This is a genomic window from Streptomyces xanthophaeus, assembly GCF_030440515.1.
Lineage (GTDB): Bacteria > Actinomycetota > Actinomycetes > Streptomycetales > Streptomycetaceae > Streptomyces > Streptomyces kutzneri.
The window spans coordinates 4,232,164-4,254,990 of record NZ_CP076543.1; the positions used below are offsets into that span (position 1 = coordinate 4,232,164).

The following is a 22,827-nucleotide window of genomic DNA, read 5'->3' on the forward strand; positions in this document are numbered from 1 at the left end:
AGGCTGTCACCTCGGGCGATGTTTCACGTGAAACGCCGCGGTTTCACGTGAAACATCGGCTCGCCGTAGGCTCGAAGCATGAGTCTGCGTCTGAGCACGGTGATCCTTCCGGTACGTCGATGGCACGAGGGAGGACGCGATCAGTGGCTCCGGGCCGAGCAGCTCGGGTTCCACACCGCCTACACCTACGACCACCTGTCCTGGCGGACGTTCCGCGACGGCCCGTGGTTCGGCGCGGTGCCCACACTGACCGCGGCGGCCACCGCCACCGAGCGGCTGCGCCTGGGCACCCTTGTCACCTCGCCGAACTTCCGTCACCCGGTGACCCTCGCCAAGGACCTCATGAGCCTGGACGACATCTCCGGCGGGCGCATCACCCTCGGCATCGGTGCGGGCGGCAACGGCTTCGACGCAACCGCGCTGGGCCAGGAGGCCTGGTCACCGCGTGAGCGCGCCGACCGCCTCGCCGAGTTCGTGCCGCTGCTGGACCGGTTGCTGACCGAGGGCTCGGTGAGCCACGAGGGGACCTTCTACTCCGCCGAGGAGGCCCGCAACATCCCCGGCTGCGTGCAGCGGCCCCGGCTGCCGTTCGCGGTCGCCGCGAACGGCCCGCGCGGCATGCGGCTCGCCGCCCGGCACGGCCAGGCGTGGGTGACCACGGGCGACCCGAAGCTCTTCGAGGAGGGCACGCCCGAGCAGTCGCGGGAGGCCCTGCGCGGGCAGCTCGAACGGCTCGGCGCGGCCTTCCTGGAGATCGGGCGGGACCTGGAGCCCGTGGAGAAGATCCTCCTGACCGGCTTCACGCCAGAAGCCAACACCGTGCTCCAGTCGGTGGACGCGTTCGTCGACTTCGCCGGCCGGCACCGCGATCTGGGGTTCACCGAGCTGGTGATCCACGCCCCGATCCCGGACTCCGAGTTCGCCGCCGAGGAGGCCGTGTTCGAGAAGATCGCCACCGAGGCCCTGGCCCAGCTCGACAGCTGACCCACCGGTCGTCGTCGCCGCACGCACCAACGGCGGCGACGACCGGGACGGCGAGGGCTACTCCGTGTCGGTCAGCTGCGCGAGCAGGCGCTCCGCAGACGGCAGGAGCCAGTCCGGCACGTCGTCCTCGGGCAGCGCCCGGGCCTCGTCGATCAGTGCGCTGACGCGCGCGGCGCCCGCGGCCGCGTCGCCCCGCTCCTGCTCGGTCCAGGCGGCGTTGTTCAGGCACTGGAACCGGTCCCGCAGATGGTCGGGGCCGAGCCCGGCGTAGATCCGGGCGGCCCGGTCCCACAGCTCGATCTCCTCCAGGCGCAGCCCGTCGACCTCCTCAGGGCTCAGCTGCTCCGCCGGCTCCGCCCCGGGACCGGCGAGGTCGTGCTCCCCGGCGTCCTCGTCGGCGGCCTCGTAGGACTGCTCGTTTGTGTTGACGTGCCGGTCGAGCACCTGCGCCAGCTGGTGCCAGGTCTGGGCGAGTTCGGACCGCAGCTCAGGAGCCGCGGGATCCGCCGCCAGGGCCGCCTCCAGCACCTCGGCCGCCTCCTCCATCCGCTTCCGGGCCCCCGACACCGCCGTGGAGGTGACTTCCTCACGCAGCCCCAGCCAGGCCAGGGAGCGCAGGATCCGCACCTCGGCGACCGGGAGCCCGCCGGTCAGCCGGTGCAGCTCCAGGGCCCGCTCGTACGCGGCGGCCGCCTCTACGGCCAGTCCCGCGTCGCTCAGGGTGTCCGCGGCCGAATGCGCGAGGCCCGCCTGCGGCCGCGGATCCTCCCAGCCCTTGGCGACCTCCGCAGCCAGCAGGTACTGCTCCGCCGCCGGCCGGGGCTCGTTCAGCCGGCGCAGCAGATCACCGAGGAACTCCCGTACGGACACCGCCTGCTGGTCCCCGTGCTCCAACAGGTCTGCCAGCGCGGACTGCAGGACCTCCGCCGCCTCGGCGCTCCGGCCGTCCCGCGCGTAGGCCCGGGCCAGCAGCAGCCGGGCCTGCGCACCGCCGTCGGCCGTGAGCCCGGCCTGGTCGAACCAGTGGGCTGCGGCCAGCGCGTGCTCCGCGCTCTCCGCGGCCGCGTCATCCTGCTGCAGCAGGATGTCCGCGAGGGTCAGCCGTACGACGCCCTGCGTCTCGGCGTCGGTCACCTCGGCGGAGTGTTCCAGTGCGGAGCGCGCAGCGGCCTCCGCCTCCTCGGGCCGCTCCAGCGTCATCAGCACCCCGGCCCGCAGCACGAGCGGGTCCACGGCCTGCCACGGACGGCCCGCCAGGGCAGCCCGCGCGGCGGACGCCGCGAGCAGCGCCACGGCCCGTTCCGGGTCGCCCCGCGTCAGGGCCACGCGGCCCAGCATCTCCTCGGCCTCCGACACCAGGTCCGCCTGGGTGCCCTCATGGGCGGCGACGAAGTCGGCCAGTTCGGCGGCCAGCTCCGCGTGGTGGTCGTGGTGGCCGTCACCGTCGGGGGTCTCCACCGAGCGCAGGTACGACTCCATCCGGATCGCCGACAGGTCCGCGAGCGCGATGCGCCGGGCCCGCAGCGGCTCGGCGGCGTCCAGTGCCTCGGCGGACCGCAGGGCGACGCGCAGCAATGCCCGGACCTCCGCCGGCGCGGCTCCGGACTGCGCTGCCACACCGGCCAGCCGCAGCTCCGCGAGTACCGCGCGCTCGGCGACGCCGAGCGCCCGGTAGTCGTCCCGGACCGCGTTCAGCAGCTCGGGCGCTTCCTTGGCCCCACTCCGCCCGGCGGCCAGGGCCTGCTGGTCCGCGAGGTCGGCGCGGACCAGCGGATCGGCCTCCGGCAGCGCGTCCAGCCGTACCGCCACCTCCGCCCACAGTGCGTCCGTGCCCGGATGGCCCAGGTCCCGGGCACGGCGGGCCCGCTCCACCAGCTCGGTGAAGGCGGCGGCCGTCAGGGCCGGTCCAGCGGGGGCGGGGAGGGGAACAGGGGCTGAGGCGGTCTGCGGCAGCGCCGTACTGCGGATTCCCAGCGGCAGCTCGGCCAGCAGCGGCTCCCGACCCACCTGTGCGAGGAACCGGTCCGAGATCCGGGTCGTGCCGTTGCGCGCGTCGAACTGCCGGGCGATGTCCAGGCAGCCCGCGTACAGCACCTCGTACAGCTCGTCGACGGACCGCGGGCTTCCTTCGTAGGGCACGGCGGGGGTCCGCCCGTGCCCCAGCTCCCGCAGGCGGCGCAGCAGCACGAGGATGCCGCCGTGGAAGGCCAGCCGGTCGTCGAGGTTGGCGAGCGGAGCCACATGGGCGGCGTGTTCGGCCAGGATCTCCAGGCCGCGCGATTCGTTGCCGGTGAGCGCGCAGAACTCGATGTGCTTGCCGACCGAGGGCAGCAGGCTCTCGTTGCCGCGGGCCATGCGGTAGCCGCGCAGGTGGTGGGAGCGCGCTTCGTCGGCCCGGCCGAGCCGCAGCAGCGGCAGCAGCGAGGTGGCGAGCAGCCGGTGGGGTTCCTCGGCGCAGGTCAGATCACCGTCGAGGACCGGCTTCCACAGCTCCAGCGCCTCGGCGTCGTCGCCGTGCAGGACGGCGTACTGGCCCTGACCGTTGAGTTCGCAGGCCCGGCAGTCGCTCATGTCGTCGCGCTCGGCGGCCAGCCAGCGCCGGAAGGCCCGCTCGGCGCGCTCGTCCTCGCCGATGGCGTCGGCGAGCCACAGCTCGGCCTCGCGAACGGGCCGCTCGCTGTAGCCGGCGATCCGGTAGCGGCGTTCCATCTCGTCCAGCCAGCCGGTGGCCGACTCCAGCGGGATCCCGGGAGAGTCGGAGATCGCGGTGGCCACCCACTTGAACTGCCAGAACAGCGCATGCGCGTCCCAGTGGGAGAAGGCGCCCGGGTCCTTGTCGTACTCCTGGAGCAGCCGGGCGAAGGGGACCAGCATCCTGGACGACTCGGAGCTGTAGAGGTAGGCGTTGATCAGGTTGTCCAGGGCCTCGCGGAACAGGGCCCGGTCACCGCTCGTCTCCGCCGCGCCGGCCAGGGCCTCGGCGTGCGCGTTGCGCACGGCGCCGTTCGGCGATTCGCGGTTCTCCGCCAGACCTCGCACGATCTCCTCGCGCGTCAGCGCCGTCACTTCTGTTCCTCCTGGGCGTCGCGGGAATCGGTGGAGTGGGTCGCCCATTCCAGGAGTCCGAGGAAGGCCCGGTTGAGCAGGGTGGAGTCGGCGGGGCGCAGCGGCCGCTGGGACATCAGCAGGGCCTGCCCGTACAGCGATTCGACGGCGGTACCGGTCAGGGCCTCGTCGGGCAGCGTGGCGATCCGGCGGATGAGCGGGTTGTTGTGGTTGAGGACCAGCCGGGCGCGCGGCGCGGAGCCGCGCAGCGCGCCGAGGATGCCGCTCCACAGGGAGTCGGCGCTCTCCAGCGCGGCGGTGCGGTCGCGCTCCTGGCGGGCCTGCCGGTCGTCGAGGTACAGCGCGGGCACGGCGACGGGCTGGAAGGCGCGCAGCACCACGTCGCAGCCCTGGGGTTCCAGCCGGGTGCGCGCGGTGGCCAGGAAGGGGGCGAGCGCCAGTTCGGCCGCGGTCGGCACCGGGTCCAGCCGCTCGGTGACCGCCCCGGCGTCGAGTTCGGTGACCTTGAGCTCCGGCCGTACGGCGGGCAGCAGGGCCAGCAGGTCCGCGTCATAGGTGTATCCGGCGTTGATGACGCCGAGCCCGTGCGCCGCGGCGATGGGTGCGATCTGCCGGAACTCCTCGACGGTGCGGGTGAAGTGGATGTCCGTGTGGGCGGCCGCGAACTCCTGGAGGCTCATCGAGCCGTCGCTGGTCTCGAACGGCAGCCACGGCAGCATCAGCCCGAGCAGCTCGGAGTCGTGCCGGGCCATGGACTTCACGCCGAGGTGGTGGACCTGCAGGAAGGCGGCCAGGCGCTCCGGATCGCTCGCAGCGAGCTCGGCGAGCCAGCCGCGGACCCGGGCGCCGAGGGCGTCCCGGACGGCGGCGAGGGTCTCGTCGTCGTACAGGTTCTCGCGGGAGGCGGTGGGGCGCAGGGTGTCCGTGTCGAGGACGGCGCGGACGAAGAACGCCCAGTCGGGCAGCAGGTTGTCGGCGCGGTCGGTCAGCAGCATGCCCTTGAGGTGGACGCGGTGTCCGGCCCGGTGGGCGGGGCTGGTCGGTTCGGGCAGGACGTATGCCACTCCGCGTACGCCGGCGACCGGCAGGTCGAGGTCGATGCTGTCGAGCGGGGTGAAGCCGAAGAGCTGCGCGCAGTGCCCGGCGAGCGCGACGCGACGGGCGGCCGGGGTGGGGAAGGGGCGGTCCCATACGGCGGGCCGGTCGGTGACGGGGCGCGGCTCGCCGCCCTCGCCGTCGTCGAAGGTGATGTCGTACGGCAGCAGGGAGCCGTAGTCGCGGGCCAGTTCCCCGACCTTGGCCGGGACGGCCCATTCCGCGGCGCCCGGGCGGGCCTCCAGTACGACGGTGGTGCCCGGCTCCGGCCGTGCCTCGTGGGGCAGTTCGCGGACGGTGTACGAACCGTCGTCCGTGGCCAGCCATTCGACGGGCGCGGCCTGGGGGTCGCGGGCGGAGCGGGTGACGACGCGTATCTGACGGGCCACGACGAAGCACGCGAGCAGGCCGATGCCGAACTGGCCGAGGAACTCCTGGCGGGTCGCTTCCAGGCCCTGCTCGTTGAGATCGGTGCCTTCGCCACCGCGCTTGGAGCTGCGGCCGATGGTGGCGAGCAGGGAGTGGGCCTCGGCGGCGGTCAGGCCGATGCCGCTGTCCTCGATGGTCACGCGGCCGCCGGACGCCGAGAGCCGGATGCGGACCTCCGCCGCCGGGTCGAGGGCGTGGCGCGCGGTGATCGCGTCCACCGCGTTCTGCAGGAGCTCGCGGACGTAGACGCGCGGGCTGGAGTAGAGGTGGTGGGAGAGGAGGTCCACCAGGCCGCGCAGATCGACCTGGAAGCTGTGGGGCGTCGACGGGGGCGTGGACGGGGATGTGGACGTGGACGTCATAGGGCGTCACCTCGCGTGCATACAGGGATGGTTCGGTGATCGCGAGGTCCCCCCCTCACGGATCCCGGAGTGGTTCACAGATTAGGGGGATGGTCGGACAATCTCTGCGTGAATTCCGGTGCCCTGGATGCCTGGCCCTGACGGCAGGCCCGGAACCACCGGAACTACTGGAAGCGCAGGAACTGCGGCGGTACGGCGTCCACCAGCCACACCCCGTTGGCGCTGATCCGGAAGACGTGTCCGGCCGCTCGCATCGCCCCGGCGTCCACGCTGAGCACGACGGGCCGGCCGCGGCGCGCGCCGACCCGGGTGGCGGTCTCCCGGTCCGGGGACAGGTGCACATGGTGGCGGGCCATCGGGCGCAGGCCCTCGGCGCGGATCGGCTCCAGGGCGGCGGCCACGGTGCCGTGGTAGAGGTACGCGGGCGGTTCGGCCTCCGGCAGGTCCAGATCCACGGCTACGGTGTGCCCCTGGCTGGCCCGGATCCGGGTGCCGTCGACGGCGAACCGCTGTTTGTCGTTGGCGGCGACGACGTGGTCGAGCTCGGCCCGGCTGAAGTGGAAGCCGTGCGCGGCGGCCGCGCGCAGCAGGTCGTCGATCTCCACCCAGCCGTGGGGATCGAGCACCAGTCCGATCCGTTCCGGCTGGTGTCGCAGGTGTTTCGAGACGTACTTCGACACCTTCACGGTGCGTCTTTCATCCATGGCTCCAGCGTGCCCGGTCGGGCGGCCTCGCGGCACGGATTTTCCGGGGGCGGCCGGTGGTGACAGGTGGTGGACACCCTCTATCGCTATTCCAAGATGCGGAATATATTTTCCGCTGTCACTTCTGTTCAGAGGGAGAAACCATGACAGCCCAACCCTCACTGTCACGCCGCGCCGCTGCTGAGCTGGTCGGTACCGCCGGCCTGCTCGTGGTCGTGATCGGCTCCGGGCTCAAGGCCGCCGAGCTCAGCCGCGACACCGGTGTCGCCCTCATCGCCAACTCGTTCGCCTCGGCCATCGGCCTCGGGCTGATCATCACGATCTTCGGGCCGCTGTCCGGCGCCCACCTCAACCCGGTGGTCACGCTCACTTCCTGGTGGTCCCGGCGGACCGGCGGCGAGGGCCTGGGCGGCCGCGAGGCGCTCGTCTACACCGCGGCCCAGAGCGCCGGCGCCATCGGCGGCGCCCTCATCGCGGAAGTCATGTTCGGCCGGACCCCGGGCACCTTCGCCACCCAGGTGCGCGACGGCGGTCACCTGCTCATCGGCGAGGTGGTCGCCACCGCCGGCCTCGTCCTCCTGATCCAGGGCCTCGGCCGGATCGGACGCTCCAGGCTCATTCCGGCGGCGGTCGCCGCGTACATCGCGGCCGCGATCTGGTTCACCTCCTCCGGTTCCTTCGCCAATCCGGCGGGCACCATCGGGCGCAGCTTCAGTGACTCCTTCACCGGCATAGCCCCCGAGTCGCTGCCCGGCTTCGTCGGCGCCCAGCTGGTCGGCGGGATCCTCGGCCTGGCCCTGGCCGCCCTCCTCTACGGGACCGAAACAGGGACCGGGACCAGGACCAGGTCCCGGTTCGGCCGGGGCGCGAAGCCGGCGGCGGTGGACGGAGCGAGCCCCGCCAAGGCGGCGTACGAGACCGTCGGGTGAGACGGCGGATCAGTTGCCCACAGGGGAACGGGACTTGTCCACAGCCGTTTGGGCGGGTTTTGACTGCAAACGCGTGATCCGCCCTGTGGAACCTGTGGACCGGACCGGAACGGAACCGACCGCACAGGAACCGACCGGACCGGAACCGATCGTGCGTGCCCGTGCGTGCCCGTGCCCTCCTCGCTGACCACCCGCCCGGGCGTCACCGCTCGCCGCGGCGCGCCAGATCGTTCATCGTCCGGGCCTGGAGCTCGCGCTCCGTCGCGGCCCGGACGAACTCCGCCACATGGTCGGCACCCACCAGATCCTGCACCGCCCGTACCGTTCCGGCCGGCAGCGCCACCGGCGAGGGCCCCGTCGGCCCCGGTGCGCCGGCCGAACCCAGGTGCCGCTGGAGGTGCCGGGTCGCGAAGAGCCGCATCGCCCGCGCCAGCTCCGCGTCCACGGTCTGCTGGGCGAGCGGCCGCAGCCGCCGCACCATCGTGGCCGCCTCCGCCGCGTCCGCGTCCGTGGGCGGCACCTGCCCGAGGTAGCGCGCGAAGACGTGCTCGGTGGTGAACTCCAGGAACCGCGAGGCGATGTGCTCCACCTGTCCCCGCAGTTCCCGAAGGTGTCCGGTGATCGCCGGCAGCGGCACCCCGGCCGCGTACAGCTCGGCGGCCACCGCCAGCTCCTGCGGGGAGGGCACCAGGAACTGGTCCGGGCGCCCCGGGATCCGCTCCAGCACCCCGAGCTCGCACGCTTCGTCCACGGCGTCCTCGTCCGGGCGGCCGCCGAACCGCTCGTTCAGCTCCTCCCGGCTGATGCGGGCCGCCTCCTCGTCGGTCCACGGCCCGTGCACCTCGGCGACCAGCCCGAGTACGCCGCCCAGACCGCGCCCCGCGTCCCAGGCCTCCAGAAGTTCCTTGATGGAGGCCAGGGTGTAGCCGCGGTCCAGCAGGTCGGCGATCTGGCGCAGCCGCGCCAGATGCGTGTCCCGGTAGACGTTGGAACGGCCCCGCCGCTCCGGTTTCGGCAGCAGGCCCCGGTCCTGGTACGCCCGGATCGTGCGCACCGTCGCCCCGCTGTGGTGTGCCAGATCCTCGATCCGGTACTCGGCTACCGCCTGATCGGACAATCCCGGCTCCCTACGACATCGCGGCTCGGCCGACCGCGCCCGCCGCGGCCCGGGCGGCAGGTGAAGCCGCAAGGTACTCGACCGCCCTGCGCAGCGAGCCCTCCTGCGAGGGATGGTACGACCGCCGGAAGTAGCGGGGTATGGCCATGCCGAGCTCTCTCCACGGAGGCAGCAGGCCCTTGGCCACCGCGCGGTTGTGCGCGCCGAGCGAGTAGCGCAGCCGGCCGCCCAGCTCCGGGTCGTTGCGTATGAGGTACGAGGCCCCCCACACCCACAGCCATGCCAGCACGGGCGCGACCACGACCATCCCCTCGACGCGGCGCGCGTAGCGGGGCAGACCGGATCCCCCGCAGTGCTGGTACATGTCGAAGGCGACGGAGCGGTGCTCCACCTCCTCCGCCCCGTGCCAGCGCAGCAGGTCCAGCATGATCTCGTCCGCCCCGGCCCGGTCGAGCCCGTCGGCCCGCAGCACCCAGTCCCCGAGGACCGCTGTGAACTGCTCGATCGCGGCGACCACGGCCAGACGGAAGCGCAGCCATTCCCGAGCCGTGACCGGCACCCCGAACGGCGGGGCCTCCCCGAGCAGTTTCTCGAAGAGGAAGTCCACGTGCCGTGTGTACGCCTCCGTCGGCAGCCGCTGTTCGGCGAGGTGGTCCAGGACGTAGGAGTGCTGCACGCTGTGCGTGGCCTCCTGGCCCATGAACCCCTTGACGTCGCTGCGCAGCTCGGGGTCGGTGACCAGGGGCAGGCTCTCCTTGAGGACCCTGACGAACCACCGCTCCCCGGCGGGCAGCAGCAGGTGCAGCACGTTGATCACGTGGGTGGCGGTGGGCTCGTCCGGTATCCAGTGCAGGGGGGTGGTCTTCCATTCGAAGGCCACCCGGCGCGGACCGATCGGGTGCCGGCCGATCCGGTCCGCGGCCCCGCTCACAGCTTTGGCTCCAGCCTCGCGATGCGCCGCAGGGTGCGCGGCGCGAAACGGGACATCCACAGGGCGCCCTTGGACTCCGGAGTCACGGGCACGACGGCCTCGTTGCGCACCACCGCCCACAGGATCGCGTCGGCGACCTTCTCCGGCGGGAAGTTGCGCAGCCCGTACAGCCGAGAGGAGCGCTCCTGGCGGCGCTTCTCCTCGGCCTCGTCCACCCCGGCGAACCGCGAGGTGGCGGTGATGTTGGTGTTGACGATGCCCGGGCAGATCGCGGAGACGCCGATCGACTTCGAGGCCAGTTCCGCGCGCAGGCACTCCGACAGCATCAGCACTGCGGCCTTCGAGGTGCTGTAGGCGGGCAGGGTCCTCGACGGCAGGTATGCGGCGGCGGAGGCGGTGTTGACGATGTGCCCGCCCTGGCCGCGCTCGGCCATCTGCTTCCCGAAGATCCGGCAGCCGTGGATGACGCCCCACAGATTGACGTCCAGGACCTTCTTCCAGTCCTCGGCGGTGGTGTCGAGGAACGCGCCGGACAGCCCGATCCCGGCGTTGTTGACCAGGACGTCGACGATTCCGTACTCGGCGGCGACCTTTGCCGCGAGCTTCTCCATCGCCTGCTCGTCGCTGACGTCCACGCACTCGGCCCAGGCCTCGGGGGCGCCGACGAGCCGTGCCATGTCGGCCGTGCGCGCCGCGCCTTCCGCATCGCGGTCGACGGCGACCACCCGGGCCCCGGCCTCGGCGAAGGAGAAGGCGGTCGCCCGGCCGATGCCGCTGGCCGCGCCGGTCACCAGGACCAGCTGGCCCGCGAAGCGGTCGGCGTACCTGCCCGGGGCCTTCCGTTCAGGTGCCCGCGTCGCGGGCTCTTCCCGGTCGTTGACGAACTCGGTGATCCAGGCGGCCAGCTGGTCGGGCCGGGTCCGGGGCACCCAGTGCTTGGCGGGCAGGGTCCGCCGCAGCAGGTCCGGGGCCCACCGCTCCAGACCGTCGTAGAGCCGCTCGGACAGGAAGGCGTCCCCGGTCGGGGTGATCAGCTGCACCGGCGCGTGGGCGTACGCGTCGGTGCGCGGCCGGCGCAGTCGCGGCCGCACGTTGTCGCGGTAGAGCCAGGCTCCGTGCGCCGCGTCCGAAGGCAGCGAAGCCGTCGGATAGGAGCCGGCCGGCACCTTCTCGATGCGCTGGAGCATCGAGGGCCACCGCTTGCCGAGGGGCCCGCGCCAGGCGAGCTCCGGCAGCACGGGGGTGTGCAGCATGTAGACGTACCAGGACTTGGCGCCCTGGCCGAGGAGCTGCGCCGCCGCCCGCGGGGTGGGCCGCGTCATCCGCTTCTTGATCCAGTGCCCGAAGTGGTCGAGGGAGGGCCCCGACATCGAGGTGAAGGAGGCGATCCGGCCCTCGGTGCGGGCGACCGTGGCGAACTCCCAGCCCTGTACGGAGCCCCAGTCGTGGCCGACCAGGTGCACGGGCCGGTCCGGGCTGACCGCGTCCGCCACCGCCAGGAAGTCGTCGGTCAGCTTCTCCAGGGTGAAGCCGCCGCGCAGCGGCTGCGGCGCGGTGGAGCGCCCGTGGCCGCGTACGTCGTAGAGCACCACGTGGAAGCGGGTCGCCAGTCGCTCGGCGACCTCCGACCAGACCTCTTTGCTGTCCGGGTAGCCGTGCACCAGCAGTACCGTCGGCCGGCCCGTCTCACCCAGTTCGACGACGCACAGCTCGACCCCACCGGTGCTCACCCGGCGCTCGCGCGCACCCGCCAGACCCACCGCTCCCGCTCCCACCATGTCGCTCATGCTGCCTTCTCCTCGGCCCAGCGCCGCACGTGCGGCAGATCGTCGTCCAGCCAGAACGCGCTCTCCTCGGGGTCCCGGGAGTCGGTGACGACCAGGATCTCCTCGAACTTCGCGCCCGTACCCCGGAATCCGAGGTGTGGTTCCACCGCCCACAGGCCGGGCTGCGGCGGATGGTCGGAGAAGTGGTACGGACTCCACAGCGGAGACCAGCCCTCACGGTGGCCGTGCAGGGCATCACTGGCCAGTCCCTTGAGGGACTGGGTGCCGAAGCCGAAGGCGGTGGGCGACCAGCGCCGCTCCTTGACCCGGTCGATCTTGTGCGCGATCACGCCGAACGGATAGGCCCGGTGCCGGTTGGCGTACCCCTGCCGGGTCATCAGCCGTTCGACGTTCTCGTAGACCTCGCGCAGGGAGCGGCGCTCGCGCACCTGCTCCAGGATCAGCACACGGTGCGCCTGGAGATCGGACATGAGCCGGTCCTGCACCGGGTTGAGCCCGAGGCTGCCGGAATAGCCGATGTCGGCCGAGTACCCCTTGTAGACCGGTGCCATGTCGAGGATGAACGGCATCCCCGGCTCCAGCCTGCGGTTGGTCGGGAAGAACTGCAGCGGGATCCTGAAGTTCGCGAAGGCGGTGCGGTCCCCGAACCATGCGAAGGGCAGGTGGAACCAGTCCCGTACCCCGCGCTCCCGCAGCCAGTCGCGCTGCATCCGCGCGGCCTCACGCTCGGTCACGCCGGGCCGCAGCTGGGCCGCGACGGCCTCGGCGCACTCGTAGGAGAGGCGCTGCACCTCTCTGAAGCCGCTCAGGTCGGCGGAGCTTCGTCCGGAGAGTCGCGCGGTGCGTTGCTTGGTGTCCCCAGCCATGTCAGCCCGTCCATCCGTGTAGCCGTACGCGCACGTAAGTTGACACTGATGAATGTGACAATGACCGGAGATCACGTCAAGGGTCGTGCACCGACCTGTGGACAAAGTTGTCGGGTCCACATCAGCCTCCAGTACGGGCATGTACGCCTGAAGGCTGAGACGGGATCCAGCTCCAGGTCTGACGTTTCACGGGAGCGGCGCCACTAACGTCGAACCCGTGACTGTCATCGCGACCGAAAGCCTGAGCAAGCGGTACCCCCGAGTGACCGCCCTCGACCGGCTCTCCCTGGACATCGGGCCTGGTGTGACCGGCCTCGTTGGTGCCAATGGAGCCGGCAAGTCCACGCTGATCAAGATCCTGCTGGGACTCTCCCCCGCCACCGAGGGCAGCGCCGCCGTGCTCGGCCTCGACGTCCACACGCATGGCAGCGCCATCCGTGAACGCGTCGGCTACATGCCCGAGCACGACTGCCTGCCACCCGACGTCTCGGCCACCGAGTTCGTCGTCCACATGGCTCGCATGTCCGGGCTGCCGCCGACCGCGGCCCGCGAGCGCACCGCCGACACCCTGCGCCACGTCGGACTGTACGAGGAGCGCTACCGCCCCATCGGCGGCTACTCCACGGGCATGAAGCAGCGCGTCAAGCTCGCCCAGGCCCTCGTCCACGACCCCCAGCTGGTCCTCCTCGACGAGCCGACCAACGGCCTGGACCCGGTCGGCCGCGACGAGATGCTCGGCCTGATCCGCCGCATCTACACCGACTTCGGCATCTCCGTCCTGGTCACCTCCCACCTCCTCGGCGAGCTGGAGCGGACCTGCGACCACGTGGTCGTCGTCGACGGCGGCAAGCTGCTGCGCTCCAGCTCCACCAGCGACTTCACCCAGATCACCACGACCCTCGCGGTCGAGGTCACCGACTCCGACATCCACCCCGACGGCACCGCCGCCCTGCGCAAGGCCCTCACCGAGGCGGGCGTCACCCTGCACGCCGGAGAGGAGCAGGGCCTGCCCGGAGCCGGCCACATCCTCCTCGTCGAGGCCACCGGCGAGCAGACGTACGACACCGTCCGCGACACCGTCGCCGACCTGGGCATCGGCCTGGTCCGCATGGAGCAGCGCCGTCACCACATCGCGGAGGTCTTCCGCGACAACGACCAGCCCTCGCCCACCGTCCAGCAGAAGGGAGCCGGTTCCGATGGCGCCTGACACCTCGACCCAGATCCACAACATCGGCTACCGGTCCTACGACGGACCCCGGCTCGGCCGCGCCTACGCCCGCAAGTCGCTGTTCTCGCAGTCCCTGCGCGGCGCCTACGGACTCGGCCGCTCCGCCAAGTCCAAGGTCCTCCCGATGATCCTCTTCGCGGTGATGTGCGTACCCGCGCTGATCATCGTCGCGGTCGCCATCGCGGTGCCGGGCTCCACCGACCTGCCGATCAAGTACACGACGTACGCCCTGACCACGCAGGTGATCATCGGCCTCTTCCTCGCGTCCCAGGCGCCGCAGTCGGTCTCGCGCGACCTGCGCTTCAAGACGGTGCCGCTCTACTTCTCGCGGCCCATCGAGCGCGTCGACTACGTCGTGGCCAAGTACGCCGCCATGGCCTCGGCCCTGTTCATCCTCACCGCGACCCCGCTGCTGATCATGTGGATCGGCTCGCTCCTGGCGAAGTTCGACTTCGCCCATCAGACAGAAGGATTCGGGCAGGGACTCGTGTCGGTTCTTCTGCTGTCGCTGCTCTTCGCGGGCCTGGGCCTCGTCATGGCAGCGCTCACCCCGCGCCGCGGGTTCGGCGTCGCCGCGATCATCGCGGTCCTCCTGATCCCGTTCGGCGCTGTGACCGCCGTCCAGGGGATCGCCTCCAGCACCGGGAACACCGGAGCCATCGAGTGGATGGGCCTGTTCTCCCCGATCACCCTCATCGACGGCGTGCAGACCGCGTTCCTGAACGCGACCTCCGCCTTCCCCGGCGGCGAGGGCCCCTCGGCCGGCACCGGCGTCGTCTACCTGCTCGTCGCCCTCGGCCTCATCGTCGGCTCCTACGCCGCCCTGATGGCCCGCTACCGGAAGGCCGGGCTGTGACCACCATCGACATCGACCACACCTCCCGCTGGTTCGGGAACGTCGTCGCCGTCAACGACGTGACCATGAGCATCGGCCCCGGCGTCACCGGGCTCCTGGGTCCCAACGGCGCCGGAAAGTCCACCCTCATCAACATGATGGGCGGCTTCCTCTCCCCCTCCACGGGCACCGTCACCCTCGACGGCGCACCGATCTGGCAGAACGAGCAGGTCTACAAGCAGATCGGCGTCGTGCCCGAGCGCGAGGCCATGTACGACTTCCTCACGGGCCGGGAGTTCGTCGTCGCCAACGCAGAACTCCACGGCCTCGACGACGCGGCCGCCCGGCGGGCGCTCGCCACCGTCGAGATGGAGTACGCCCAGGACCGCAAGATCTCCACGTACTCCAAGGGCATGCGCCAGCGCGTGAAGATGGCTTCGGCCCTCGTCCACGAACCGTCCGTGCTGCTCCTCGACGAGCCGTTCAACGGCATGGACCCGCGCCAGCGCATGCAGCTCATGGACCTGCTGCGGCGCATGGGCGACGAAGGACGCACCGTCCTGTTCTCCTCCCACATCCTGGAGGAGGTCGAGCAGCTCGCCTCGCACATCGAGGTGGTCGTGGCCGGCCGGCACGCCGCTTCCGGCGACTTCCGCAAGATCCGCCGCCTGATGACGGACCGCCCGCACCGCTACCTCATCCGCTCCTCCGACGACCGGGCCCTCGCCGCGGCCCTGATCGCCGACCCCTCCACCGCCGGCATCGAGGTCGACCTCAAGGAAGGCGCGCTGCGCATCCAGGCCGTCGACTTCGGCCGCTTCACCGAGCTGCTGCCCCGCGTGGCCCGGGCACACGGCATCCGGCTGCTGACGGTCTCGCCCTCCGACGAGTCCCTCGAGTCGGTCTTCTCCTACCTCGTCGCGGCCTGAAAGGAGCTGGCACCCATGTACGAACCCACCGTCGCCCGGCTCACCTACCGGGCCCTGCTCGGCCGGCGCCGCGCGCTGATCCTCTTCGCGCTGCCCGCCCTGCTGATCGTCATCGCCCTCGTCGTCCGTGCCTTCGTCGGCGTGGACGACAAGGTCGCGGCCGACCTCCTCGGGGGCTTCGCCCTCGCCACCATGGTTCCGCTGATCGGTGTCATCGCCGGCACCGGAGCCATCGGACCCGAGATCGACGACGGCTCCATCGTCTACCTGCTCGCCAAGCCGGTGAAGCGTCCGACGATCATCATGACCAAGCTGACCGTGGCGATCGCCGTCACCATGGTCTTCTCGGCGATCCCCACCCTGATCGCCGGATTCATCCTCAACGGCAACGGCCAGCAGATCGCCGTCGCGTACACGATCGCAGCCCTCGTGGCCTCGATCGCCTACAGCGCGCTGTTCCTGCTGCTCGGCACCGTCAGCCGGCACGCGGTCGTCTTCGGCCTGGTCTACGCCCTGATCTGGGAGTCGCTCTTCGGCAGCCTGGTCTCCGGAGCCAAGACCCTCAGCGTCCAGCAGTGGGCCCTGTCCGTCGCCGAGAAGGTTGCCGGGAACGGGTACGTCGACGCCACCGTGGGACTTCCCACCGCCGTGATCCTGCTCTGCGCGGTCACCGTCGGAGCCACCGTCTACGCGGGCCAGAAGCTCCGCCGCCTCACCCTGGCGGGCGAGGAGTAGGTCCCGCCGCAGCACACGCGAACCTGTGCCCCGCCCGGCCCACCGGCCAGGCGGGGCACAGGTTCGCGCGGCATCATCGGTGCATGGTCGCGCACACCGAGCCGGAGCCGTCCAGGCCACTGCGGACCTGGATACGCACCTCGCCCGGAACGCACATCTGGCTGCTGATCATCGCGGTCACCAGCATCATCGTCGCGATCGCACCCGACCAGGTCGACAGGGTCCTGCTCCACCGCAACAGCAGCAACATCAACCAGCTCGTCAAATACCCCGTCCGGGCACTCGTCAGCAGCGCCTTCTGGATCGCGAACCCGGCCTCGCTCGTCCTCTACGCCGTGCTCTTCGAGTTGTTCCACGCCCCCGTCGAACGCTGGCTCGGCACCCTGCGCTGGCTCCTGATCGTCGCGACCGCCCACGTCGTCGCCACCTTGATCAGCCAGAAGATCCTCCTGACGGCCATCCAGGACCACCGGGCCCCGCACAGCATGACCCACGTCGTCGACATCGGCGTCAGCTACGGGCTCGCGGCCTCCGTCGGCGTCCTCACCTACCGGCTCCCCGGTCCCTGGAGATGGTTCTACCTGGCCGGAGCGGTCGCCTTCTTCGGGATGCCCCTGGTCACCGGCGGCACCTTCACGGACCTCGGCCACGCCATCGCACTCTCCGTCGGCCTGCTCTCCTGGCCGCTCACCCGCAACGTTGTTTCACGTGAAACATGACGAGGATCCAGGGGGTGTCCAGCCGGCCTAGGCCTCCGGGTCCGCTGTGGCGACACCGTGCTCCCAGGCCCAGGCGGCGATTCCCACCCGGTTGCGGGCCCCCAGCTTCGCCTGGACGTTCGCGATGTGGGTCTTGGCCGTCCCCGCGCTGATGAACAGTTCTGCGCCGATCTCGGCGTTGGTGAGCCCCCGCGCCACCAGGCGCACGATCTCCACCTCCCGCTCCGTCAGAGGATGCGCCACCGGACGGGCGACCGGACCCGCCTGCGTCAGCCGGCTCAGCAGCCGCACGGTGATCTGCGGACTGATCAGTGTGTCCCCCGCCATCGCCGCCCGCACCCCCTCGATGAGCAGCGCAGGCCCGGACCGCTTCAGCAGAAAGCCGCAGGCGCCGTTGCGCAGCGCGGTGTGCACGTACTCGTCCAGGTCGAAGGTGGTCACCACCACCACCCGCGTCTGCGGCGCCAGCAGCCGCGTCACCTCCAGCCCGTCGAGCCGCGGCATCCGGATGTCCGCCAGCACCACATCGGGCCGCAGTTCCCGGGCCAGCGCCACCGCGCTCTCCCCGTCCGCGGCCTCCCCCACCACGGTCATGTCCGGCTGTGAATCGAGGATCAGCCGGAAACCGCTGCGAATGTCCTCTTGGTCGTCGGCTATCAGGATGCGTGTGGTCACGCCGCCATGATCACCCGAGGGTGAGCTCCTGCGCCGGGAAGACGGCGCAAACCCGCCACCCGCCGTCGGCGCTCGCCCCGGCCCGCAGCGTCCCGCCCGCCGCCTCCACCCTGCCGCGCAGACCGGCCAGCCCGGTTCCGCTCCGCCGCCGCAGACCCAGTCCCCTCAGTCCGCCCGCGCCCCGGGCCGGCGCGGAGTTGGCGACGCTCAGCTCGATCCCCTCCGCAGCCCGGAGCAGGCGCACCCGTACGACCGCCGCCCCGGGCGCGTGCCGGCGTACGTTCGTCAAGGCCTCGACAGCCACCCGATAGGCCGTGGTGTCCGCCTCCCGTGACAACTCCCTCACCGCCGCCGGATCGACCTCCAGCACCCCGCCCTCGAACCGCTCCACCAGCTCCGGCAGCTCCGAGGTCCCGGGGACCGAGGCGGACCGCGCACCGGCCGCCTCCCGCAGCGCGTGAACTGTCCGGTCCATCGAGGCGAGCGCCCCGAGCCCCGCCGCCTCGATCCGCTCCAGCGCGCGGACCGCCTGCTCGGGGTCCTTGTCCGCCACGAACCTGGCCGCCTGGGCCTGCACCACGATGGCGCTCACGTCGTGCGCCACGAAGTCGTGCAGATCCCGGGCCAGTTCCAGCTGCTGGTCGCGCCGGCCGTCCCGGACGGCCCGGCGCATCCGGCTCGCCTGACGGCGCAGATACCCGCCGGCCGCCAGGGCCCCGAGCGCGGGCACCGCCCAGAACGCCGCCGCCCCGCAGACCTCCAGCCACGACGCCTCCCCCCACATCAGCGGTACCGGCCACACCGCGACGGCCGTCACGCCCAGCGCGGCCGCGACGGACCCCGAACGCACCGGGGACCAGCGGGCCACCAGGGCCAGCAGCGGCAGCAGCAGGCCCACCCAGATCAGCAACCACGCCGGGGGTGCACCCAGGAACACCGCGAGGAGGCCGACGGTGCCGGCAAGGGCCAGTAACGGGGCATACACGGCACGGTGGTTGACGGTCATGAACCGACCCTACGAGCGAACCCCGGAGACCGGCCATCTGCCGATCGGCAGAGCAGCGCCGATGTCATGGGCCCGCCGGCCTGCTGATCGGCGGATGGTTCCGAAGGCCTCGTCCGACCAGGCTCGACTCATCAACCAGCATCTCCTGCAAAGGACTTGGCAGATGACCTCCAACACCGTCGTTCGCACCCCGCAGACCGTGCCCGGGGTCTCCCCGCGGCTTCGCCGGCTCGCCCGGCTCACCTCGCTGACCGTGCTTCCCAGCTGCGTGTGGCGGCTCGCGATCGCGCTCGGCATTCCCATGGGCTGGGGCCCGGGCAGCGATTTGCACCACTCGTACTACCCGGGTCCCGGGTCCCTGGTCCTCCTCTTCGTCTGCGTCCTGCAGGAGTGCCTGGCCCTGTTGAGCCTCGGCCTGGTCCAGCGCTGGGGCGAGCAGGTGCCCGGCTGGATCCCCGTGCTGGGCGGACGCCGGATCCACCCCCTGGTGGCGGTGGTTCCCGCGACGCTGGGCGCGATCGCGCTCACCGGCATCACGGTCCTGGGCGCCTGGACCTGGAGCGCGACCAACGCCGCGAATCCCGATGCCCCCACCGGACTCGCCCTGCGGATCTTCGACCTGTCCTACGCGCCGCTGCTGCTCTGGGGTCCGCTCCTGGGCATCCTCACCGTCGCCTACTGGCGCCGCCGCCGCGTCCACGGCTGATGCGCGGAAATTCGCTGGTAAGGGACCTGCGCCGGGTGCAGAGTGAGTCGTGCGGGGAGCAACAAAAGGTCCGGGGCAGCCACTTCGAGCGCGCCTTGCGGCGCGGGCCGTCCCGGACCTCTCCTACCTTGTGCGCGCTACGCGGCGCCCAGCAGACGCTCCAGCACCACCGCGATGCCGTCCTCCTCGTTCGAGGTCGTCACCTCGTCGGCCACTGCCTTGAGCTCGGCATGGGCATTGGCCATCGCCACCCCGTGCGCGGCCCAGCCGAACATCGGGATGTCGTTGGGCATGTCACCGAAGGCGATCGTCTGCGCCGCCTTCACTCCCAGCCGGCGCGCGGCCAGCGACAGGCCCGTGGCCTTGGTCAGCCCCAGCGGCAGGATCTCGACTATGCCGGGACCCGCCATGACGATGTCGACCAGGCTGCCCACGGTCTCCCGGGCCACCTTCACGAGCGCGTCGTCGTCCAGCTCGGGGTGCTGGACGTAGAGCTTGTTCAGCGGAGCCGTCCAGAGCGCCCTGGTGTCGTCCAGGTAGACGGCCGGAAGGCCTTCCTGCACCTGGTACCCCGGCCCGAAGAGGACCTCGCCGTCCACCCCGTCCCGGCTGGCCGCCAGGGCCAGCGGACCGATCTCGGCCTCCAGCTTCGACAGCGCCAGACCGGCCAGCTGCCGGTCCAGCGTCACCGAGGTCAGCAGCCGGTGCGCACCCGCGTCGTAGACCTGTGCGCCCTGCCCGCAGACGGCGATCCCCTTGTAGCCGAGGTCGTCCAGTACGTGCCGGGTCCAGGGAACGGCCCGGCCGGTGACGATGATGTGCGCCGCGCCCGCCGCGGTGGCCGCGACGAGCGCTTCACGGGTGCGTTCCGAGACCGTGTCGTCGCCACGCAGCAGCGTGCCGTCGAGATCGGTCGCGACAAGCTTGTACGGGAACGGGGCCGGGCTCACTTGGTGATCGGCTCCAGGACCTCGCGGCCGCCGAGGTAGGGACGGAGCACCGGGGGCACCCGTACCGAACCATCGGCCTGCTGGTGGTTCTCGAGGATCGCGACGATCGTGCGCGGTACGGCGCACAGCGTGCCGTTCAGCGTGGACAGCGGCTGGGTCTTCTTGCCGTCGCGGTAGCGGATCGACAGGCGGCGGGCCTGGAAGCTGTCGCAGTTCGAGGCGGAGGTCAGCTCGCGGTACTTGCCCTGGGTGGGGATCCACGCCTCGCAGTCGAACTTGCGCGAGGCGGAGGAGCCCAGGTCACCGGTGGCGACGTCGATCACCTGGAAGGGCAGCTCCAGGCCGGTCAGCCACTGCTTCTCCCATTCCAGGAGCCGCTGGTGCTCGGCCTCGGCCTCCTCCGGCGCGACGTACGAGAACATCTCGACCTTGTCGAACTGGTGGACGCGGAAGATTCCGCGGGTGTCCTTGCCGTACGTGCCGGCCTCGCGGCGGAAGCACGGGGAGAAGCCGGCGTACCGCAGGGGCAGCTTCTCGGCGTCGATGATCTCGTCCATGTGGTACGCGGCGAGAGGGACCTCGGAGGTGCCGACCAGGTAGAAGTCGTCCTTCTCCAGGTGGTACACGTTCTCGGCGGCCTGGCCGAGGAAGCCGGTGCCCTCCATGGCGCGGGGGCGGACCAGCGCCGGGGTCAGCATCGGGATGAAGCCGGCCTCGGTGGCCTGGGCGATGGCCGCGTTGACCAGCGCCAGCTCCAGCAGGGCGCCCACACCGGTCAGGTAGTAGAAGCGCGAGCCGGAGACCTTGGCACCGCGCTCGACGTCGATGGCGCCCAGCAGCTCGCCGAGCTCCAGGTGGTCCTTGGGCTCGAAGCCCTCGGTGGCGAAGTCCCGGATGGTGCCGTGCGTCTCCAGGACGGTGAAGTCCTCTTCGCCGCCGACCGGGACGTCCTCGTGGACGATGTTCCCGAGCTGGAGGAGGAGCTGCTTGGCGGCTTCGTCGGCCTCGTTCTGCTCGGCCTCGGCCGCCTTGACGTCCTGCTTGAGGTGCTCGGCCTTCTTCAGCAGCTCGGCCCGCTCTTCGGGAGAGGCCTTGGGGATGAGCTTGCCGAGAGACCTTTGCTCATTACGCAGTTCGTCGAAGCGCATGCCGGAGGACCTGCGGCGCTCGTCGGCGGAGAGCAGCGCGTCGACGAGTTCGACGTCCTCTCCACGGGCGCGCTGCGAGGCGCGGACACGGTCAGGGTCTTCACGGAGCAGCCGGAGGTCAATCACCCCTCCAGGCTACCGGGCTGGGCTTCCAGGGATCACACCGATATCACGCTGCGTGTCACTATGTCCTAATTGCAACGAATGGATAAGTCTTGACGGCTGACCGGAAGCGATCGTTCCCGGAGCGTCAATAAAAGCGGTCCCATTCCCCGAAAAGGGGCAGAATGCCGGCGGCCGGGCGGGCCCTGAGCAGGCCTGGAGGGGCTTCTTGTCCACAGGAATTGCCGGGGCCCGGATCTTATCCACAGGCTGTGTGCCGTCTCTGTGGACACAGGAATAGATCATTCCTGATCGGTGGACGGCCGGGACGAATCAGGGTTCAAACCACCCTCACACACTCATTCGGGTGGGAATGACTCGCCCCAAAGAGTTGATCGGCGATACGGAGGTGACACCGTTCACCTCCCGCTCCCCAGAGCGAAACCTGAGCCACCCGGGCGATTTGTCGACCTTGTCGTGCCGTTCTGTCGACTTGTCCCCAGGTTCCCCTCTCCGCCTGTGGATAACTCTGTGGACAGTGGACGACGTCCTACGCCCGACCGTCGAGGCAACGCCCCAGCCAGTCGGATGCGGCCGTGAAGTCACCGTCGGAGGTCCCGGGCCGAGGAGCCCGGACATCACTCTGAGCGACCCCGGCCCGCGGGTAGGAACCGAGGAAGCGGACCTGGGGGCAGGTCCGCTTGAGGCCCATGAGCGCCTCGCTGACCCGCCGGTCGGAGATGTGGCCCTCGGCGTCGACGGCGAAGCAGTAGTTGCCGATGCCCTGCCCGGTCGGACGGGACTGGATCAGCATCAGGTTCACCCCGCGGACCGCGAACTCCTGAAGGAGCTCCAGCAGCGCACCGGGGTGGTCGTCGCCGAGCCACAGCACGACGGAGGTCTTGTCCGCGCCGGTCGGAGCGGCCGGCCGGGCCGGGCGTCCCACCAGCACGAACCGGGTCTCGGCGTTCTCCGCGTCATGGATCTCGGTCACCAGCGGGACGAGCCCGTAGGTGGCGGCGGCGAACTCGCCCGCGAAGGCGGCGTCGAAGCGGCCCTCCTGGACCAGCCGGGCGCCGTCGGCGTTCGAGGCGGCCGACTCCCACACCGCGTCGGGCAGGTTCGCCCGCAGCCAGTTGCGCACCTGCGGCTGGGCGACCGGGTGTCCGGTGACGGTCTTGACGTCCGACAGGGCGGTCCCGGGCCGCACGAGCAGCGCGAAGGTGATGGGCAGCAGCACCTCGCGGTAGATCATCAGCGGTTCGCCCGAGGCCAGCTCGTCGAGGGTGGCGGTGACCCCGCCCTCCACCGAGTTCTCGATCGGGACGAGGGCAGCGGCCGCCTCGCCGTTGCGCACGGCGTCCAGAGCGGCCGGGACCGACACCATCGGAACGAGTTCCCGGGTCGCGGCTTCCGGCAGGGTGCGCAGGGCGGCCTCGGTGAACGTGCCCTCGGGACCGAGATACGTGAAGCGGGTGGCTGACATGCGATCAGCCTAATGCCGGGGTGCCGCCCGCCGGATCG

Annotated in this window: 20 protein-coding genes; 8 read left to right on the forward strand and 12 right to left on the reverse strand. The window is 71.1% G+C overall.

Annotated features, from left to right (window positions below; all coding sequences use genetic code 11):
* Positions 1 to 78 precede the first annotated feature (78 nt).
* Positions 79 to 984 carry an LLM class flavin-dependent oxidoreductase gene (locus tag KO717_RS18635; RefSeq protein WP_301369116.1) on the forward strand — a complete coding sequence of 302 codons (906 nt, stop codon included), beginning with the start codon at positions 79 to 81 and terminating at the stop codon, positions 982 to 984.
* A 57-nt stretch (positions 985 to 1,041) separates the two neighbouring features.
* On the opposite strand, the gene KO717_RS18640 is transcribed toward KO717_RS18635, so the two are convergent.
* The 3 genes from KO717_RS18640 to KO717_RS18650 all read right to left on the reverse strand — a co-directional run bounded on the left by KO717_RS18640 (position 1,042) and on the right by KO717_RS18650 (position 6,640).
* On the reverse strand, positions 1,042 to 4,050 hold the full coding sequence (locus tag KO717_RS18640; RefSeq protein ID WP_301369117.1) for a tetratricopeptide repeat protein: 3,009 nt from the start codon (positions 4,048 to 4,050) through the stop codon (positions 1,042 to 1,044).
* Positions 4,047 to 5,936 (reverse strand): HSP90 family protein, encoded by a 1,890-nt coding sequence (locus KO717_RS18645; RefSeq protein WP_301369119.1) that lies wholly within the window; start codon positions 5,934 to 5,936, stop codon positions 4,047 to 4,049. The genes KO717_RS18640 and KO717_RS18645 overlap by 4 nt, the downstream gene beginning before the upstream one ends.
* 164 nt (positions 5,937 to 6,100) lie before the next feature.
* Positions 6,101 to 6,640, reverse strand: coding sequence for an RNA 2'-phosphotransferase (locus KO717_RS18650; RefSeq protein WP_301369121.1), 540 nt, complete (start codon positions 6,638 to 6,640; stop codon positions 6,101 to 6,103).
* A 143-nt stretch (positions 6,641 to 6,783) separates the two neighbouring features.
* Between KO717_RS18650 and KO717_RS18655 the strand changes: the two genes are divergently transcribed.
* Positions 6,784 to 7,569, forward strand: coding sequence for an aquaporin (locus KO717_RS18655; protein ID WP_301369123.1), 786 nt, complete (start codon positions 6,784 to 6,786; stop codon positions 7,567 to 7,569).
* Between the two features lie 202 nt (positions 7,570 to 7,771).
* Here the strand turns inward: KO717_RS18655 and KO717_RS18660 are convergent, their stop codons facing one another.
* The 4 genes from KO717_RS18660 to KO717_RS18675 are packed head-to-tail and all read right to left on the reverse strand — an operon-like array spanning position 7,772 to position 12,270.
* Complete coding sequence (locus tag KO717_RS18660; RefSeq protein ID WP_301369125.1) at positions 7,772 to 8,686, reverse strand: MerR family transcriptional regulator; 915 nt, start codon at positions 8,684 to 8,686, stop codon at positions 7,772 to 7,774.
* Positions 8,687 to 8,696: 10 nt separating this feature from the next.
* A complete protein-coding gene (locus KO717_RS18665) occupies positions 8,697 to 9,617 on the reverse strand; it encodes a metal-dependent hydrolase (protein WP_301369127.1) in 921 nt (306 codons plus the stop codon).
* Positions 9,614 to 11,377, reverse strand: a complete 1,764-nt coding sequence (locus tag KO717_RS18670; protein ID WP_301374601.1) for an SDR family oxidoreductase — start codon at positions 11,375 to 11,377, stop codon at positions 9,614 to 9,616. The genes KO717_RS18665 and KO717_RS18670 overlap by 4 nt, the downstream gene beginning before the upstream one ends.
* Positions 11,378 to 11,400: 23 nt before the next feature.
* Entirely contained in the window at positions 11,401 to 12,270 is an 870-nt protein-coding gene (locus tag KO717_RS18675; protein ID WP_301369129.1) for a M24 family metallopeptidase, read from the reverse strand.
* Positions 12,271 to 12,487: 217 nt separating this feature from the next.
* Between KO717_RS18675 and KO717_RS18680 the strand changes: the two genes are divergently transcribed.
* The 5 genes from KO717_RS18680 to KO717_RS18700 all read left to right on the forward strand — a co-directional run bounded on the left by KO717_RS18680 (position 12,488) and on the right by KO717_RS18700 (position 16,716).
* Positions 12,488 to 13,477, forward strand: a complete 990-nt coding sequence (locus tag KO717_RS18680; RefSeq protein ID WP_301369131.1) for an ABC transporter ATP-binding protein — start codon at positions 12,488 to 12,490, stop codon at positions 13,475 to 13,477.
* Positions 13,467 to 14,354, forward strand: coding sequence for an ABC transporter permease (locus KO717_RS18685; protein WP_301369133.1), 888 nt, complete (start codon positions 13,467 to 13,469; stop codon positions 14,352 to 14,354). The genes KO717_RS18680 and KO717_RS18685 overlap by 11 nt, the downstream gene beginning before the upstream one ends.
* A complete protein-coding gene (locus KO717_RS18690) occupies positions 14,351 to 15,262 on the forward strand; it encodes an ABC transporter ATP-binding protein (RefSeq protein ID WP_301369135.1) in 912 nt (303 codons plus the stop codon). Before KO717_RS18685 ends, KO717_RS18690 begins: the two co-directional genes overlap by 4 nt.
* Positions 15,263 to 15,277: 15 nt before the next feature.
* Complete coding sequence (locus KO717_RS18695) at positions 15,278 to 15,997, forward strand: ABC transporter permease (protein WP_301369137.1); 720 nt, start codon at positions 15,278 to 15,280, stop codon at positions 15,995 to 15,997.
* Between the two features lie 83 nt (positions 15,998 to 16,080).
* Positions 16,081 to 16,716, forward strand: coding sequence for a rhomboid-like protein (locus KO717_RS18700; protein ID WP_301369139.1), 636 nt, complete (start codon positions 16,081 to 16,083; stop codon positions 16,714 to 16,716).
* 27 nt (positions 16,717 to 16,743) lie between these two features.
* Here the strand turns inward: KO717_RS18700 and KO717_RS18705 are convergent, their stop codons facing one another.
* Both KO717_RS18705 and KO717_RS18710 read right to left on the reverse strand, forming a co-directional pair.
* A complete protein-coding gene (locus KO717_RS18705; RefSeq protein WP_301369140.1) occupies positions 16,744 to 17,391 on the reverse strand; it encodes a response regulator in 648 nt (215 codons plus the stop codon).
* A gap of 10 nt (positions 17,392 to 17,401) precedes the next feature.
* Positions 17,402 to 18,397, reverse strand: a complete 996-nt coding sequence (locus tag KO717_RS18710) for a sensor histidine kinase (protein ID WP_301369142.1) — start codon at positions 18,395 to 18,397, stop codon at positions 17,402 to 17,404.
* Positions 18,398 to 18,560: 163 nt separating this feature from the next.
* On the opposite strand from KO717_RS18710, the gene KO717_RS18715 reads away from it, so the two are divergent.
* On the forward strand, positions 18,561 to 19,103 hold the full coding sequence (locus tag KO717_RS18715; RefSeq protein WP_301369143.1) for a hypothetical protein: 543 nt from the start codon (positions 18,561 to 18,563) through the stop codon (positions 19,101 to 19,103).
* Positions 19,104 to 19,240: 137 nt separating this feature from the next.
* On the opposite strand, the gene KO717_RS18720 is transcribed toward KO717_RS18715, so the two are convergent.
* From KO717_RS18720 to pheA, 3 genes are all read right to left on the reverse strand, one after another.
* Positions 19,241 to 20,053 (reverse strand): HAD family hydrolase, encoded by an 813-nt coding sequence (locus KO717_RS18720; protein WP_301369145.1) that lies wholly within the window; start codon positions 20,051 to 20,053, stop codon positions 19,241 to 19,243.
* Entirely contained in the window at positions 20,050 to 21,327 is a 1,278-nt protein-coding gene (gene serS, locus KO717_RS18725; protein ID WP_301369146.1) for a serine--tRNA ligase, read from the reverse strand. The genes KO717_RS18720 and serS overlap by 4 nt, the downstream gene beginning before the upstream one ends.
* 526 nt (positions 21,328 to 21,853) lie before the next feature.
* Positions 21,854 to 22,789, reverse strand: coding sequence for a prephenate dehydratase (gene pheA, locus KO717_RS18730; protein WP_030713748.1), 936 nt, complete (start codon positions 22,787 to 22,789; stop codon positions 21,854 to 21,856).
* Between the last annotated feature and the right edge of the window lie 38 nt (positions 22,790 to 22,827).

Bases quoted from the DNA above. Each gene is read 5' to 3' on its own strand.
- KO717_RS18635 (WP_301369116.1), top strand. From the start codon at position 79: ATGAGTCTGCGTCTGAGCACGGTGATCCTTCCGGTACGTCGATGGCAC.
- KO717_RS18645 (WP_301369119.1), bottom strand. From the start codon at position 5,936: ATGACGTCCACGTCCACATCCCCGTCCACGCCCCCGTCGACGCCCCAC.
- KO717_RS18650 (WP_301369121.1), bottom strand. From the start codon at position 6,640: ATGGATGAAAGACGCACCGTGAAGGTGTCGAAGTACGTCTCGAAACAC.
- KO717_RS18655 (WP_301369123.1), top strand. From the start codon at position 6,784: ATGACAGCCCAACCCTCACTGTCACGCCGCGCCGCTGCTGAGCTGGTC.
- KO717_RS18675 (WP_301369129.1), bottom strand. From the start codon at position 12,270: ATGGCTGGGGACACCAAGCAACGCACCGCGCGACTCTCCGGACGAAGC.
- KO717_RS18685 (WP_301369133.1), top strand. From the start codon at position 13,467: ATGGCGCCTGACACCTCGACCCAGATCCACAACATCGGCTACCGGTCC.
- KO717_RS18695 (WP_301369137.1), top strand. From the start codon at position 15,278: ATGTACGAACCCACCGTCGCCCGGCTCACCTACCGGGCCCTGCTCGGC.
- KO717_RS18700 (WP_301369139.1), top strand. From the start codon at position 16,081: ATGGTCGCGCACACCGAGCCGGAGCCGTCCAGGCCACTGCGGACCTGG.
- KO717_RS18710 (WP_301369142.1), bottom strand. From the start codon at position 18,397: ATGACCGTCAACCACCGTGCCGTGTATGCCCCGTTACTGGCCCTTGCC.
- KO717_RS18715 (WP_301369143.1), top strand. From the start codon at position 18,561: ATGACCTCCAACACCGTCGTTCGCACCCCGCAGACCGTGCCCGGGGTC.
- pheA (WP_030713748.1), bottom strand. From the start codon at position 22,789: ATGTCAGCCACCCGCTTCACGTATCTCGGTCCCGAGGGCACGTTCACC.